Source organism: Xenorhabdus bovienii, assembly GCF_024721015.1.
GTDB lineage: Bacteria > Pseudomonadota > Gammaproteobacteria > Enterobacterales > Enterobacteriaceae > Xenorhabdus > Xenorhabdus bovienii.
The window spans coordinates 21176-37076 of record NZ_JANAIF010000040.1; the positions used below are offsets into that span (position 1 = coordinate 21176).

A 15901-nucleotide genomic window follows, 5' to 3' on the forward strand; every position below is an offset into this window, starting at 1 on the left:
TAAAGATGGATTATACGCTCACCCGCATAGATCCGAACGGTGAGAATGACCGTTATCCCCTGCAAAAACAGGAACTTGTCAATGATCCCCTGGAGCAGCACGTTCACCGCAGTGTCTATATGGGCAAACTGGAACATGCTTTGCATGACATGGTGAACTGGGGAAGAAAGAATTCCCTGTGGCCTTATAACTTCGGACTTTCCTGTTGTTATGTAGAAATGGTGACGTCATTTACCGCCGTTCACGATGTTGCGCGTTTCGGCGCAGAAGTATTGCGGGCATCTCCACGTCAGGCCGACTTCATGGTGATTTCAGGAACCTGCTTCGTCAAAATGGCTCCTGTTATTCAACGTCTGTATGACCAGCTGCTTGAGCCAAAATGGGTCATTTCCATGGGTGCCTGTGCAAACTCCGGCGGTATGTACGATATTTATTCTGTAGTTCAAGGGGTCGATAAATTTATCCCTGTTGATGTTTATATCCCGGGCTGTCCTCCCCGCCCCGAAGCCTATATGCAGGCACTGCTGCTGTTGCAGGAGTCCATAGGCAAAGAGCGCCGCCCTCTATCATGGGTTGTCGGCGATCAGGGGGTTTACCGCGCCAATATGCAATCAGAAAGAGAACGGAAGCGCGGTGAACGTATTGCAGTGAAAAACCTGCGTACCCCAGACGAAATTTAAGGCTTTTAGCCATATAGCGTACGTAACCAGAGCAATGTGTTGCGATCACAATAAACCCTGATCAAGCGTTGTGGTGAAGAATGATGACAGATCAGATCGCGCAAGAAAGCGCACGGCCTGCTTGGGAAACACGGGATCACCTTGATGATCCGGTTGTAAGCGAGCTTAATCGTCAATTTGGCCCAGATGCCTTTTCCGTCCAGCCTACCCGTACCGGTATGCCGGTTGTCTGGGTTAGGCGAGAACAATTACTGGCAGTAATAACGTTTCTGAAAAAATTGCCCAAACCTTATGTCATGCTGTTTGACCTGCATGGTGTCGATGAGCGTCAGCGCTCTCACCGACAGGGGCTTCCTGCGGCAGACTTTTCGGTGTTTTATCACTTGATTTCCATTGAGCGTAATCGTGACATCATGCTGAAAGTCGCACTCAATGAAAAAGACTTGAATGTCCCAACCGTCACGTCAATTTACTCTAATGCTAATTGGTATGAGCGTGAAACGTGGGAGATGTTCGGGATTACATTCAATGGTCATCCGAATTTGCGTCGCATCCTGATGCCGGATACATGGGAAGGACATCCGCTGCGCAAGGAATATCCCGCACGCGCTACGGAATTTGACCCTTTCATGTTGACCAAGCAGAAAGAAGATCTGGAAATGGAAGCACTGACTTTCAAACCAGAAGAGTGGGGTATGAAACGCGGTACCGAAAATGAGGATTTCATGTTCCTCAACCTCGGCCCCAACCATCCTTCAGCTCACGGCGCATTCCGCATTGTTCTTCAGCTTGATGGCGAAGAAATCATTGATTGTGTTCCCGATATTGGCTACCACCACCGTGGTGCGGAAAAAATGGGTGAACGTCAGTCATGGCACAGTTATATCCCTTACACTGATCGTGTCGAGTATTTGGGAGGATGTGTCAACGAAATGCCGTACGTGCTGGCCGTTGAGAAGCTGGCTGGAATTGATGTGCCTGATCGCGTGAAAACCATCCGCGTCATGCTGTCTGAGCTATTCCGCATTAACAGTCACCTGCTCTATATCAGTACATTCATTCAAGACGTTGGTGCAATGTCTCCAGTGTTCTTTGCCTTTACAGACCGTCAGAAAGTTTACGATGTCGTCGAGGCGATTACCGGATTCCGTATGCATCCAGCATGGTTCCGTATTGGTGGTGTTGCCCATGACTTGCCCCGCGGCTGGGATAAACTGCTGCGAGACCTGCTTGACTGGTTGCCAAAACGTTTGAACTCCTATGTTAAAGCGGCACTGAAAAACAGTGTTCTGAAAGGGCGCTCTGTGGGCGTAGCTTCTTATAACTCCAAGCAGGCATTGGACTGGGGCGTGACAGGTGCAGGTCTGCGTGCAACCGGAATCGGCTTTGACGTGCGTAAATGGCGCCCTTATTCCGGTTATGAGAACTTCGATTTTGAAGTGCCAACAGGTTATAACGGCGATTGTTACGACCGTGTCATGCTGAAAGTGGAAGAGATCCGCCAGAGCATGCGCATCCTTGAGCAGTGTCTCAAGAATATGCCAGAAGGCCCGTTCAAGGCTGATCACCCGCTGACCACGCCACCCCCCAGAGAGCGTACCCTGCAACACATCGAAACCATGATCAACCACTTCCTGCAAGTGTCATGGGGTCCGGTTATGCCTGCCAATGAATCATTCCAGATGATTGAAGCAACCAAGGGTATCAACAGTTATTACCTGACCAGTGATGGTAACACCATGAGTTACCGTACCCGCATCCGTACACCGAGTTTTGCTCACTTGCAGCAGATCCCATCGGTGATCCGCGGCAGTCTGGTTTCTGACCTGATCGTTTATCTGGGCAGTATCGATTTTGTTATGTCTGATGTGGATCGCTAACGATGCAAAGTGAATTTAACGCAAACAAGCAAGTACGTCTTGATGTGATTAACGTAACGGACGCTCAGACACAGGGTGCGTTTGTACTGAGTACCGCAGAACGTGATGCCATCGAGCAGGAAAAACACCATTACGAAGATCCGCGTGCCGCGTCAATTGAGGCACTGAAAATTGTACAGAAACAGCGTGGTTGGGTGCCGGACGGTGCCATCTATGCCGTTGCTGAAGTTTTGGGTATTCCCGCCAGTGATGTGGAAGGGGTGGCGACGTTTTACAGCCAGATTTACCGCCAGCCAGTAGGGCGCCACATTATTCGCTATTGCGATAGCGTTGTGTGTCACATCACAGGTTATCAGGGTGTTCAGGCAGCGATAGAAACGCACTTGAACATTCGTCCGGGGCAAACTACGGCAGATGGGCGTTTCACACTGTTGCCAACCTGCTGTCTGGGGAACTGTGACAAGGGGCCTACCATGATGATTGATGAGGACACTCACAGTTACGTGAAACCAGAAGAAATTGAAAAACTACTGGAGCAGTATCCATGACAACGCACTCAGGAGTGAAAGAAATTATCCGCGTAGCGGAAACTCATCCCCTGACATGGCGGTTGCGTGATGACCAACAACCTGTCTGGCTGGATGAATACCGTAGCAAGAGTGGTTACAAAGGCGCTGAAAAAGCACTGAAGGGCATGGTTCCTGATGAAATTACCACGCTGGTGAAAGATGCTGGTTTGAAAGGGCGTGGTGGCGCAGGTTTCTCCACGGGCTTGAAGTGGAGCCTGATGCCAAAAGATGAAAGCATGAATATTCGTTATCTGCTGTGTAACGCGGATGAAATGGAGCCGGGAACCTACAAAGACCGCCTGCTGATGGAACAGCTGCCTCATCTGCTGGTGGAAGGGATGCTGATCAGCGCCTTTGCGTTGAAAGCTTACCGCGGCTACATCTTCCTGCGTGGCGAATATGTCGAGGCGGCGGTACATCTGCGCAGAGCAATTGAAGAAGCTAAAGCGGCTGGTTTGCTCGGTAAAAATATTCTTGGTAGTGGTTTTGATTTTGAACTGTTTGTTCATACCGGCGCAGGGCGTTATATCTGTGGTGAAGAAACCGCGTTGATTAACTCCCTTGAAGGACGCCGGGCGAATCCCCGTTCAAAACCGCCATTTCCGGCTACGTCCGGCGTATGGGGTAAACCAACTTGTGTAAACAATGTTGAAACCTTGTGTAACGTCCCTGCGATCCTTGAACATGGTAAAGAGTGGTACATCGGTCTGAGCGAAGGCAAAAGTAAAGATGCCGGCACCAAACTGATGGGCTTTTCCGGTCGGGTCAAAAATCCGGGCGTTTGGGAACTGCCTTTTGGCACCACTGCCCGTGAAATTCTCGAAGATTATGCGGGTGGTATGCGTGACGGTCTGAAATTCAAGGCTTGGCAGCCCGGCGGAGCGGGAACCGATTTCCTGACTGTGGATCACCTTGATCTGCCGATGGATTTTGAAAATATCGCTAAAGCAGGCAGCCGCTTGGGAACTGCACTCGCAATGGCCGTTGATCATGAGATCAACATCGTTTCCCTGACCCGTAACCTTGAAGAGTTTTTCGCCCGTGAATCCTGTGGCTGGTGTACGCCATGCCGTGATGGTTTGCCGTGGAGCGTCAAAATCCTCCGCGCCATTGAGGATGGGAAAGGTCAGCCTGGTGATATCGAAACTTTGGAACAACTCTGCCGTTTCCTCGGCCCCGGCAAAACTTTCTGTGCCCATGCGCCTGGCGCTATGGAGCCTTTGCAGAGTGCTATTAAATATTTCCGTGATGAATTTGAAGCGGGAATTGTCACCAAAGACTACGGCAACACCAATCTGATTGCGGGCATTCAGCCAAACCTGCTCAAGCAGCGCTGGTAAGGCTTGTTTGCAAGAACGGTTCGCTCAAGCAGAATTTTTGATTAACGCCTGCCACGGCAGGCCATTGGGAAGCATGCTGACTATGGCTACGATACATGTAGACGGCAAAGAATATGATGTAAACGGGGCTGATAACCTGTTACAAGCCTGCCTCTCATTGGGGCTGGATATACCTTATTTTTGCTGGCATCCAGCGCTGGGAAGCGTTGGCGCTTGCCGCCAGTGTGCGGTGAAGCAATATCAGAACGCAGAAGATACGCGTGGTCGTCTGGTGATGTCTTGTATGACACCAGCGACAGAAGGCACGTTTATCTCTATTGATGATGAAGAAGCGAAGCAATTTCGCGCAAGTGTCGTGGAATGGTTGATGACCAACCATCCCCATGACTGCCCTGTCTGTGAGGAAGGGGGTAACTGTCACTTGCAGGATATGACGGTGATGACGGGGCATTCATTCCGTAAATACCGTTTTACCAAACGTACTCACCAAAATCAGGAACTGGGGCCATTTGTTGCCCATGAAATGAACCGCTGCATCGCCTGTTACCGTTGCGTTCGCTACTACAAAGATTATGCGGACGGAACGGACTTTGGCGTTTATGGTGCTCATGACAACGTTTATTTTGGTCGCACTGAAAGTGGTACGCTGGAAAGTGAATTTTCCGGCAACCTTGTTGAAATCTGCCCGACAGGGGTATTTACCGACAAGACCCACTCAGAGCGTTACAACCGTAAATGGGATATGCAGTTTGCACCAAGCATCTGCCAACAGTGTAGTATTGGCTGTAACACCAGTCCCGGTGAACGTCATGGTGAAGTTCGCCGGATTGAGAACCGTTACAACGGCACTGTTAACCACTACTTTATGTGTGACCGTGGTCGTTTTGGCTACGGTTATGTTAACCGTGACGATCGTCCTCGTCAGCCACAGCAATTGCGTGGTGATCAGTGGATTTCACTGAATGCCGAGCAGGTTATGCAGGGTGGGGCGGATATTTTGCGTCAGGCCAAAAATGCTATTGGTATCGGTTCGCCACGCGCCAGCATTGAAAGCAACTTTGCTCTGCGTGAGCTGGTTGGCGCAGAAAACTTCTATAGCGGCATATCAGTGGAAGAACAGAACCGACTCGATATGATGCTGGAGATTCTTCAGCAAGGCGGCGTCTATACTCCATCCCTGCGTGAGATCGAAGGTTACGATGCAGTGCTGATTTTGGGTGAAGATCTGACCCAAACGGGGGCTCGCATGGCACTGTCTGTACGCCAGGCGGTCAAGGGCAAGGCGCGTGAAATGGCTGCGGCTCAGAAAGTGGCTGATTGGCAGATTGCCGCAGTGATGAATATCGGTCAGCACACCAAATATCCTTTGTTTTTAACCAGCGTTGATGATACCCGACTGGATGATATTGCAGCATGGAATTACCGTGCACCAACTGATGATCAAGCCCGATTTGGTTTTGCTGTGGCGCATGCCCTGAACAGCATCGCACCCGCCGTCAATGATCTGCCGGATGAGCTGAAAACGAAGGTAGAAATTGTTGCACAGGCACTGCGTGATGCGAAAAAACCATTGATTATCAGTGGCAGCAATGCTGGTAGTGATGCATTGATTCAGGCGGCGGCCAATATCGCATGGGCACTGAAAGACAAAGGCGCAAATGTTGGGCTTTCCTTTGTTGCGGCTTATGCTAATAGCCTCGGTCTGGCGATGATGGAAGCACAGCCGTTGGATGTCGCTTTGCAGCGTATTGCCAAAGGCGATTCTGATACCGCGATTGTGGTGGAAAACGATCTCTATCGTCATGCGGCAGCCGATAAGATTGACAGTGCATTAGGCAGCCTGAAAAATCTGATCGTCGTTGATCATCAACGTACTGCTATCATGGATAAGGCTCACTTGATTCTGTCAGCTGCCAGCTTTGCCGAAAGTGACGGTACGCTGGTGAATCAGGAAGGCCGTGCCCAGCGCTATTTTCAGGTTTATGAACCGTCATTCTATGACAAATCTATCGTTATGCTGGAAAGCTGGCGCTGGATGCATTCCCTGTATACCACTTACGCACAATGCCAGACTGACTGGGCGCAACTTGACCATGTGATTGAAGCTTGTGTCAAAGCTATGCCTCAATTCAAAGGTATCGTCAATGCCGCTCCGGATTCCACATTCCGTATCCGTGGTCAGAAATTGGCTCGTTCACCTCATCGTTACAGTGGCCGTACGGCAATGCTGGCCAATGTCAGTGTCCATGAGCAGCGCCAACCGCAGGATATCGACACGGCATTTGCTTTCTCAATGGAAGGGAACAACAGTCCGTTTGCCGAACGTCAGCAAATCCCATTTGCATGGGCGCCCGGCTGGAACTCCCCGCAGGCATGGAACAAATTCCAGGCGGAAGTCGGTGGCAAACTGCGTTTCGGTGATCCTGGTATGCGTTTGATTGAAACGACCGATGGGGGGTTGAACTACTTTGACAGCATTCCGGCTGCATTTGCTGCACAGAAAAACCAATGGTATGTCGCGCCTTATTTCCACCTGTTCGGCAGTGAAGAATTGTCACAGCGTGCAGAAGTAATACAGGAACGTATGCCTGAGCCGTATGTGATGATGAATCATCAGGATGCTGAACATCTGAATGTGAAAGAAGGTTCCATGATGGAATTTGACTGTGCGGGTCAACAATTGCGGCTGGCTGTGCGCTTAAGCGGCAATCTGGTGCAGGGTCAGATTGGCCTGCCGCTGGGAATGCCGGGTATTCCACCTGTTCTGGCGGGTAAATCAGCCAATAACTTACGGGGGATTGCACAATGAGTTGGTTTACTCCCGATGTGATTGAAGTCTTGATTACTATTCTGAAAGCGGTTGTCATTCTGCTGGTTGTTGTTGTTTGCGGGGCGTTCATGAGTTTCGGCGAACGCCGCCTGCTTGGGCTGTTCCAGAACCGCTACGGGCCAAACCGTGTGGGTTGGGGCGGTTCATTGCAGCTCGTCGCTGACATGCTCAAAATGTTTTTTAAAGAGGACTGGGTACCGCGTTTCTCCGATCGGGCTATTTTCACTCTGGCTCCAATCATTGCTTTCTGCTCGTTACTGCTGGCGTTTGCTATCGTGCCAGTCAGCCCCACGTGGATGGTGGCGGATCTGAACATCGGCATTCTGTTCTTTATGATGATGGCAGGTTTGTCGGTTTACGCTGTGCTGTTTGCCGGTTGGTCGAGCAACAATAAATATTCCCTGTTGGGGGCAATGCGTGCATCGGCACAGACACTGAGCTATGAAGTTTTCCTTGGTCTTGCTCTGATGGGCGTCGTAGCACAGGCTGGCTCCTTCAACATGGTGGATATCGTCAATTCACAACAACATATGTGGAATGTCATTCCCCAGTTCTTTGGTTTCCTGACCTTTGCTATTGCTGGTGTGGCGGTGTGTCACCGTCACCCTTTTGACCAGCCGGAAGCAGAGCAGGAATTGGCGGATGGTTATCACGTCGAATATTCCGGCATGAAATTCGGTTTGTTCTTTGTCGGGGAATATATCGGTATCGTGACGGTATCTGCTTTAATCGTCACATTGTTCTTTGGTGGCTGGCATGGGCCTTTATTGCCTTCTTTCATCTGGTTTGCGTTAAAAACGGCATTTTTCATGGTGATGTTCATTCTGATCCGTGCCGCATTGCCGCGTCCGCGTTATGACCAAGTGATGTCATTTGGCTGGAAAGTCTGCCTACCGTTAACTTTACTCAACTTGCTGGCGACTGCCGCAGTAATTTTATACAACGCTCAATAAAGGGGGAATTGAACCATGACATTGAAAGAGTTAGTGGTTGGTTTCGCCACCCAGGTACGCAGTATTTGGATGATAGGGCTTCATGCCTTCCATAAACGCGAAACAAAAATGTATCCGGAAGAGCCGGTTTATTTGCCACCCCGTTACCGTGGGCGCATCGTTCTGACGCGTGATCCTGACGGTGAAGAGCGTTGTGTCGCCTGTAACTTGTGTGCGGCGGTGTGTCCAGTAGGATGTATCTCACTGCAAAAAGCCGAACATAAAGATGGCCGATGGTATCCTGAATTTTTCCGTATCAACTTTTCGCGCTGCATTTTCTGCGGACTGTGTGAAGAGGCTTGCCCAACGACCGCTATCCAGTTGACACCGGATTTCGAACTGGGCGAATTCAAGCGTCAAGATCTCGTATATGAAAAAGAAGATCTGCTGATTTCAGGACCGGGTAAATATCCTGATTATAACTTTTACCATAAGACAGGCATGGCGATTGATGGCAAAGATAAAGGGGAAGCCGACAATGAAGCTAAACCTATCGATGTTAAAAGCCTGTTGCCGTAAGGAGCGATATTCATGGAATTTACATTTTATGTCGCAGGGCTGGTTGCCATCCTCGCTACACTCAGGGTGATAACGCACACTAACCCAGTACATGCGTTGCTGTACCTGATTACTTCTCTGTTGGCACTGTCGGTCGTGTTCTTTTCACTGGGCGCATATTTTGCCGGTGCACTGGAAATTATCGTTTACGCGGGTGCGATCATGGTGTTGTTTGTCTTCGTCGTGATGATGCTCAACCTCGGTAAATCTGTTGTCGAGCAAGAGCGGGCATGGTTGCAGCTCCGCGTTTGGATCGGCCCGGCTATTCTGGCTACTGTGCTGCTGATTGTGTTGATCTTTGCTATCAGCAGCCTGCCAACGGCTGAGATCAGCGGTGAAGTGGTCAGTGCCAAAGAAGTGGGCATTAGCCTGTTCGGGCCTTATGTCCTGGCAGTAGAACTGGCATCACTGTTACTGCTGGCAGGGCTGGTAGTGGCTTATCACATTGGCCGTGAAAATCGTCAGGGTGAAGTGATCAGTAATCGTACGGAGGATCAATAATGATACCTTTAGAACATGGTCTGATTCTGGCGGCTATTTTGTTTGTATTGGGCTTTGTTTGCCTGATTGTCCGCCGCAATCTGTTATTTATGCTGATCGGGCTGGAAATCATGATCAATGCTTCGGCACTGGCGTTTGTTGTTGCCGGCAGCTATTGGCTCCAGCCTGATGGTCAGGTGATGTACATTCTGGCCATTACTCTGGCAGCCGCCGAGGCGAGTATAGGTCTGGCACTGTTACTACAGTTGTACCGTCGTCGCCAGAGTCTGAATATTGATATAGTCAGTGAGATGCGCGGATGAACCTACTCTATTTAACAATTCTACTGCCACTGCTGGGTTTTTTACTATTGGCATTCTCTCGTGGCCGCTGGTCTGAAAATCTGTCAGCTACCATTGGGAGTGCTTCTGTTGGGCTGGCAGCATTAGCCACACTCTGGGCCGGGGTGGATTTCCACGCCCAGAATGGGGCAGAGGGGCTGGTTTACAGCCAGACATTGTGGAACTGGATGGAGGCAGATAACTTCAGTATTCCGGTTAATCTGGTACTGGATGGGCTATCTCTGACCATGCTGAGTGTTGTGACGGGCGTTGGTTTCCTGATCCACATTTATGCTTCATGGTACATGCGCGGTGAAGAGGGTTACTCCCGTTTCTTCGCTTATACCAATTTGTTTATCGCCAGTATGGTGGTTTTGGTACTGGCGGATAACATGCTGCTGATGTACCTCGGTTGGGAAGGCGTTGGGCTGTGTAGTTATCTGCTGATCGGTTTCTACTATAAAACGCCTGCCAATGGCGCAGCGGCAATGAAAGCCTTCATCGTAACCCGCGTAGGTGACGTGTTCCTTGCCATTGGGATGTTTATCCTTTATGACCAGTTTGGCACATTGAGTTTCCGCGAATTGGCGGTATTGGCACCGCAGCATATCGAAGCAGGCTCTACGGCGATTACTTGGGCAACCTTGATGATTCTGGGTGGTGCCGTGGGTAAATCGGCTCAGTTGCCACTGCAAACGTGGCTGGCAGATGCGATGGCAGGTCCGACACCGGTTTCTGCTTTGATCCACGCGGCCACTATGGTTACTGCCGGGGTTTACCTGATTGCACGCAGCCATGCGTTGTTCCTGATGGCGCCGGATATTCTTCATCTGGTTGGTACTATTGGGGCTATTACCTTGCTGCTGGCAGGCTTCGCAGCGCTGGTGCAGACCGATATCAAACGCGTGCTGGCCTATTCCACCATGAGTCAGATTGGTTATATGTTTCTGGCTCTGGGCGTTCAGGCGTGGGATGCCGCCATCTTCCACCTGATGACTCATGCATTCTTCAAAGCACTGTTATTCCTTGCTTCTGGCTCCGTGATTCTGGCTTGTCACCACGAACAGAATATCTTCAAAATGGGTGGCTTGAGTAAGCGCATTCCGTTTGTTTATCTCTGCTTCATCGTGGGTGGTTCGGCACTGTCAGCGCTGCCACTTCTGACTGCTGGCTTCTACAGTAAAGATGAAATTCTGTGGGGCGCACTGGCGAATGGTCATATGAACCTGATGCTGGCGGGGCTTGTCGGTGCTTTGATGACATCACTGTATACCTTCCGAATGATCTTTATCGTGTTTCACGGTGAAGAAAATACCAAGGCTCATCCAGTCAAAGGGATTACCCATACCTTACCTCTATCGGTATTGCTGGTGCTCTCTACTTTTGTAGGAGCGCTGATTGTGCCACCGTTAGCGGGAGTTCTGCCGGAAAGTAGTACAACAGCAGGGCATGACGACAAACTGACATTAGAGATTGTTTCTGGTGTGGTTGCTGTTCTCGGTATCTTGCTGGCAGCAGCGTTGTACTTGGGCAAACGTGCTGTGGTTAAGGCCACTGCAAACAGTGTGCCGGGGCGTTTCTTCTCCACATGGTGGTTCCATGCATGGGGATTTGATGCACTGTATGACTGGGTATTCGTGAAACCATTCAAAGGCATTACTCAACTATTACAGAATGATCCTTTGAACTCACTGATGAATATTCCTGCCATATTGTCACGTTGGGGTAATAAGGGGCTTGGCTTAAGTGAGAACGGACAAGTCCGTTGGTACGCTACCTCTTTGGGGTTGGGGGCAGTGCTGGTTTTGGCTCTGCTGCTTTTGATTTAATTAAGGGACACATTGCGCCATGCTACTACCTTGGCTAATTCTTCTACCCTTCATCGGTGGCTTGCTGTGCTGGCAGACGGAGCGCTTCGGCACCCGTATGCCGCGTTGGATAGCGCTTCTGGCGATGGGGCTGACTCTGCTGCTTTCCCTGCAACTTTGGTTACAGGGCGGTTATACGCTGACCAACCCACAGGGCATTCCACAGTGGCAATCAGAATTCCTGATCCCGTGGATACCTCGCTTTGGCATCTCCATTCATCTGGCTTTGGATGGTTTATCACTGCTGATGGTGGTCTTGACAGCACTGCTGGGCTTGATGGCAATTCTCTGTTCGTGGAATGAAAACCAGCCATATCAGGGATTCTTCCATCTGAACCTGCTGTGGATACTTGGCGGTGTGATGGGTGTCTTCCTTGCCATCGACCTGTTCCTGTTCTTTTTCTTCTGGGAAATGATGCTGGTGCCGATGTATTTCCTGATCGCTCTGTGGGGACACAGAGGTTCAGGCGGTAAAACCCGTATTACGGCAGCGACGAAATTCTTCATCTATACCCAAGCCAGTGGTCTGGTAATGCTGATTTCGATTCTGGCATTAGCTTTCGTCTATTACGATGCAACGGGAGAATGGTCATTCAGCTATGAAAAACTGCTGAATACACCGATGTCAGATACCGTTCAATACTTACTGATGCTGGGTTTCTTCATCGCATTTGCCGTAAAAATGCCCGTTGTGCCTCTGCATGGCTGGTTGCCGGATGCGCATAGCCAGGCACCGACTGCAGGTTCAGTTGACCTTGCGGGGATCTTGTTGAAAACAGCGGCGTATGGTCTGTTGCGTTTTAGCTTGCCTCTGTTTCCACAAGCCTCTGCGGAATTTGCGCCGATTGCGATGTGGCTGGGTGTCATTGGTATCTTCTACGGTTCGTGGATGGCCTTCAGCCAGACTGACATCAAACGCCTGATTGCCTATACCAGTGTTTCTCACATGGGTTTCGTACTGATTGCCATCTACACCGGCAGCCAACTGGCTTATCAGGGGGCGGTCATCCAGATGATTGCACATGGTTTGTCAGCCGCTGGCCTGTTTATCGTGTGTGGGCAATTATATGAACGTCTGCATACCCGCGATATGCGTAATATGGGCGGTTTGTGGGGAAGAATTCAACTGTTGCCTGCGATATCGCTGTTTTTCGCTGTGGCGACACTGGGTATGCCGGGAACCGGTAACTTTGTTGGTGAATTCATGATCCTGTTCGGCAGTTTCAGCAAATTCACCCTTATTACTACCGTATCCGTGTTTGGTTTAGTTTTTGCATCCGTTTACGCACTGTATTTAATGCAGAAAGCGTATTACGGCACGCCAACAACTGATAAGCCACTACAACGGATGGATGTGCGTGAAATCTCCATTTTGCTACTGTTGGTCGTCTTGCTGGTGATTGTGGGTGTTTATCCGCAACCAGTCCTTGATACCTCAGCGGCGGCGATGAGTAACATCCAAAATTGGTATTCAGCTTCACTTTTAACTACAAGGCCGTAACTCGCCATGACAATAACTTCTGAACAATTGATCGCACTGTTGCCGCTATTGATCGTCGGATTGACGGTGGTGGTTGTGATGCTGTCCATTGCGTGGCGACGCGATCATTTGATCAATTTCACCTTAACGGTAATTGGTCTGAATCTAGCCCTGCTTTCTCTCTATTTTGTTGGACAGCAGGAGCCGATGGATGTCACGCCACTGATTCATGTGGATAGATTTGCAATGTTTTATACTGGCCTTGTGCTGATTGCGAGCCTTGCAACGACCACATTTGCTTACTCATGGCTGGAGAATTATCCCGATAACAAAGAAGAATTTTACCTGCTGGTGTTGATTGCGGCTGTCGGAGGAATTCTGCTTTCTTCTGCTAACCATATGGCATCACTGTTTATCGGTATTGAACTGATTACTCTGCCATTATTTGGCTTGATTGGTTATGCGTACCGCCAGAAACGTTCACTGGAAGCGAGTATTAAATATATGCTGCTGTCCGCAGCGGCATCTTCGTTCCTGCTATTCGGTATTGCACTGTTGTACGCAGAATCAGGTGACTTGTCCTTTGCGTCACTGGGTAGAAGCCTGAGTGACAGTCAACTGCATGAGCCGCTGATCTTGGCAGGGCTGGGAATGATGCTTGTGGGGCTGGGTTTCAAACTTTCCCTCGTACCTTTCCAACTTTGGACACCAGACGTTTATCAAGGCGCCCCGGCACCTGTATCGACTTTTCTGGCGACGGCCAGCAAAGTCGCTATCTTTGCGGTGATAATGCGTTTATTCCTCGAAGCACCTGTGGCTGAAAGTGAAACGCTGCGCATTGTGCTGACCGTGATGGCAATTGCTTCCATCCTGTTTGGTAATTTGCTGGCACTGACACAAAGTAATATCAAGCGCCTGCTCGGTTACTCATCGATTGCGCACTTGGGTTACTTGCTGGTGGTCTTGGTTGCCATTCGAAGTCACACATTGGCAGAAGAAACGGCGGGTATTTATCTGGCGGGTTACCTGTTTGCCAGCATCGGTGCATTTGGGGTAGTCAGTCTGATGTCCAGTCCATACCAAGGTCCAGATGCTGACTCACTGTACTCATACCGTGGCCTGTTCTGGCATAAACCGATTCTGTCAGCAGTCATGACTATCATAATGCTGTCCCTGGCAGGGATACCGTTAACATTCGGGTTTATCGGTAAATTCTATGTTATCGCTACGGCGGTAGAAGCAGAATTGTGGTGGCTGACGGGGGCTGTCGTGCTGGGCAGTGCCATTGGCCTCTACTACTACCTGCGAGTAATGGTTAGTCTGTATCTGCCTGCACCGAAGACACTGAATCGCGATACGCCAAGCAACTGGGCGTTGACTTCAGGTGGGATCGTTGTGTTGATCTCTGGGTTGCTGGTGTTGATCCTCGGTATTTGGCCACAACCAGTGATTGATATCGTTCAGCAGGCGAAAAGCGCCATGTAGGGCATAATCTTAATAAAACTTCACTGAAGACTCAGCTATTTTTGGCTGGGTCTTTTTTTTTGAGACATGAGGAAGGTATCATGAAATAGCATTTATTACGGTAGTAGCATCAGAATGGTTTCTATTATGCAGCAATAAGAAATCGTCAATGTGTATCACTTGTTCAATATTAAGGATGAATGATGAAACTAAGTAAGCTATTTATCACTCTTTTTTTCTTTTCTGCTGAAGGTTCCGCTCTGATAAATACGGAAAATGCCATATGCCAGTAAGAGGATATGGTTGACTTTTCTCATGTTATTCCGTGTTACCGGGCGAAACTGGCTGCGCTCCCGGTTAAATATTCGCTCCAAGGCAAAAAATCACTACCTAGTATTGAATTGCTAAAATATGAAATGACATCACAACGATGGTCGCCGGGAAATTTGGTATCCCCTGATAGCTGGCAACATGACGTTGACATGTATATCCCGGATAACCCTAAATCGCAACATGCGCTCGTCGTGGTAAATAATGGAACAAATTATGATGATGACATCAAAAAAACAAGCCAGCCAACAAATTTCAGCGAGAAATCACTGGCAGAGATTGCACGATCCACGAATACGGTAGTTATTTCTGTCAGTAATATTCCGAATCAGTACATTACATACGAGAATAATAAACCACTCAAAGAAGATGACAGCGTTGCGCGTAGCTGGGCATTGTTTATGGATGGGCCGGAACAGAGAAAATTAATTCCGTTACATATTCCTATGGCTGTTACTGTATCTCAGGCTATGAGGGTGGCAAAACAGGAACTGAAAGAATGGAATATTAATAAATTTATCGTCACTGGAGCATCAAAGCGCGGATGGACAGCTTGGTTATCTTCTATTTCAGATCCTGACGTTGATGCTATTGTGCCCTTTGTTATGGACTTACTTAGTACCGACTTGGCTCTTGAGAATATGTATCGTACTTACGGTGGAAACTGGCCGATTACCTTTTCCCCCTATTATCAACAAGGTATCGACAAGTTAATAAAGACACCCAACTTCCTAAAGTTGATGAAAGTAGAGGACCCATTACGATATCTGGATTCAGATTATCAGTCACGTCTCACCATACCTAAATATATCATCAATGCCAGCGGAGATGATTTTTATGCTCCTGATAATTCTCGTTTTATGATAAACTTCCGGGGGAAAAGTCCCTGCGTGTTGCTCCAAACTCCGGTCATTATGGTATTCAGGGGGTTGTAGAACAATCTTTAATTTCCTTCATAAATCGTTTTCAGAATAAAACAGCACTTCCGAAATTAATGGCAACTGTTCACGAGACTTAACTACCACCTACTGAAGTAGGTGGGTTAGCGCACTTCGGTGCCGACGACTGAAAGTCGTCGAACCACGCACC

At 49.1% G+C, this 15901-nt stretch carries 12 protein-coding genes and 1 pseudogene; all 13 read left to right on the plus strand.

Annotated features, from left to right (window positions below):
- The first annotated feature begins 5 nt into the window (after window positions 1-5).
- The 13 genes and pseudogenes from NXS07_RS11900 to NXS07_RS11960 all read left to right on the plus strand — a co-directional run bounded on the left by NXS07_RS11900 (window position 6) and on the right by NXS07_RS11960 (window position 15830).
- The gene (locus NXS07_RS11900; protein WP_038190638.1) at window positions 6-680 is read left to right on the plus strand and encodes a NuoB/complex I 20 kDa subunit family protein; all 675 of its coding nucleotides are present in this window, start codon (window positions 6-8) and stop codon (window positions 678-680) included.
- A gap of 80 nt (window positions 681-760) precedes the next feature.
- Window positions 761-2560 (plus strand): NADH-quinone oxidoreductase subunit C/D, encoded by a 1800-nt coding sequence (gene nuoC, locus NXS07_RS11905; RefSeq protein WP_196244153.1) that lies wholly within the window; start codon window positions 761-763, stop codon window positions 2558-2560.
- Window positions 2561-2562: 2 nt separating this feature from the next.
- A complete protein-coding gene (gene nuoE, locus NXS07_RS11910) occupies window positions 2563-3108 on the plus strand; it encodes an NADH-quinone oxidoreductase subunit NuoE (protein WP_038190644.1) in 546 nt (181 codons plus the stop codon).
- A complete protein-coding gene (gene nuoF, locus NXS07_RS11915; protein WP_038192984.1) occupies window positions 3105-4469 on the plus strand; it encodes an NADH-quinone oxidoreductase subunit NuoF in 1365 nt (454 codons plus the stop codon). The genes nuoE and nuoF overlap by 4 nt, the downstream gene beginning before the upstream one ends.
- Before the next feature lie 82 nt (window positions 4470-4551).
- Entirely contained in the window at window positions 4552-7278 is a 2727-nt protein-coding gene (gene nuoG, locus NXS07_RS11920; RefSeq protein WP_155399201.1) for an NADH-quinone oxidoreductase subunit NuoG, read from the plus strand.
- Window positions 7275-8252 (plus strand): NADH-quinone oxidoreductase subunit NuoH, encoded by a 978-nt coding sequence (nuoH, locus tag NXS07_RS11925; protein WP_012989311.1) that lies wholly within the window; start codon window positions 7275-7277, stop codon window positions 8250-8252. Before nuoG ends, nuoH begins: the two co-directional genes overlap by 4 nt.
- Window positions 8253-8267: 15 nt before the next feature.
- Window positions 8268-8810: an NADH-quinone oxidoreductase subunit NuoI gene (gene nuoI / locus NXS07_RS11930; RefSeq protein WP_012989310.1), complete on the plus strand. Its 543-nt coding sequence runs from the start codon at window positions 8268-8270 to the stop codon at window positions 8808-8810.
- A gap of 12 nt (window positions 8811-8822) precedes the next feature.
- On the plus strand, window positions 8823-9350 hold the full coding sequence (nuoJ, locus tag NXS07_RS11935; RefSeq protein ID WP_038190649.1) for an NADH-quinone oxidoreductase subunit J: 528 nt from the start codon (window positions 8823-8825) through the stop codon (window positions 9348-9350).
- Window positions 9350-9652, plus strand: a complete 303-nt coding sequence (gene nuoK, locus NXS07_RS11940; RefSeq protein WP_012989308.1) for an NADH-quinone oxidoreductase subunit NuoK — start codon at window positions 9350-9352, stop codon at window positions 9650-9652. The genes nuoJ and nuoK overlap by 1 nt, the downstream gene beginning before the upstream one ends.
- On the plus strand, window positions 9649-11499 hold the full coding sequence (gene nuoL, locus NXS07_RS11945) for an NADH-quinone oxidoreductase subunit L (RefSeq protein WP_038207593.1): 1851 nt from the start codon (window positions 9649-9651) through the stop codon (window positions 11497-11499). Before nuoK ends, nuoL begins: the two co-directional genes overlap by 4 nt.
- A 19-nt stretch (window positions 11500-11518) precedes the next feature.
- Window positions 11519-13039, plus strand: a complete 1521-nt coding sequence (nuoM, locus tag NXS07_RS11950; RefSeq protein WP_258086807.1) for an NADH-quinone oxidoreductase subunit M — start codon at window positions 11519-11521, stop codon at window positions 13037-13039.
- A 6-nt stretch (window positions 13040-13045) separates the two neighbouring features.
- Window positions 13046-14503, plus strand: coding sequence for an NADH-quinone oxidoreductase subunit NuoN (gene nuoN / locus NXS07_RS11955; protein WP_038207597.1), 1458 nt, complete (start codon window positions 13046-13048; stop codon window positions 14501-14503).
- Between the two features lie 278 nt (window positions 14504-14781).
- Window positions 14782-15830, plus strand: a pseudogene (locus NXS07_RS11960) (PhoPQ-activated protein PqaA family protein).
- Window positions 15831-15901 lie beyond the last annotated feature (71 nt).

Coding starts and splice junctions, on each gene's coding strand:
- NXS07_RS11900 (WP_038190638.1), top strand. CDS start 6: ATGGATTATACGCTCACCCGCATAGATCCGAACGGTGAGAATGACCGT.
- nuoC (WP_196244153.1), top strand. CDS start 761: ATGATGACAGATCAGATCGCGCAAGAAAGCGCACGGCCTGCTTGGGAA.
- nuoE (WP_038190644.1), top strand. CDS start 2,563: ATGCAAAGTGAATTTAACGCAAACAAGCAAGTACGTCTTGATGTGATT.
- nuoF (WP_038192984.1), top strand. CDS start 3,105: ATGACAACGCACTCAGGAGTGAAAGAAATTATCCGCGTAGCGGAAACT.
- nuoG (WP_155399201.1), top strand. CDS start 4,552: ATGGCTACGATACATGTAGACGGCAAAGAATATGATGTAAACGGGGCT.
- nuoH (WP_012989311.1), top strand. CDS start 7,275: ATGAGTTGGTTTACTCCCGATGTGATTGAAGTCTTGATTACTATTCTG.
- nuoI (WP_012989310.1), top strand. CDS start 8,268: ATGACATTGAAAGAGTTAGTGGTTGGTTTCGCCACCCAGGTACGCAGT.
- nuoJ (WP_038190649.1), top strand. CDS start 8,823: ATGGAATTTACATTTTATGTCGCAGGGCTGGTTGCCATCCTCGCTACA.
- nuoK (WP_012989308.1), top strand. CDS start 9,350: ATGATACCTTTAGAACATGGTCTGATTCTGGCGGCTATTTTGTTTGTA.
- nuoL (WP_038207593.1), top strand. CDS start 9,649: ATGAACCTACTCTATTTAACAATTCTACTGCCACTGCTGGGTTTTTTA.
- nuoM (WP_258086807.1), top strand. CDS start 11,519: ATGCTACTACCTTGGCTAATTCTTCTACCCTTCATCGGTGGCTTGCTG.
- nuoN (WP_038207597.1), top strand. CDS start 13,046: ATGACAATAACTTCTGAACAATTGATCGCACTGTTGCCGCTATTGATC.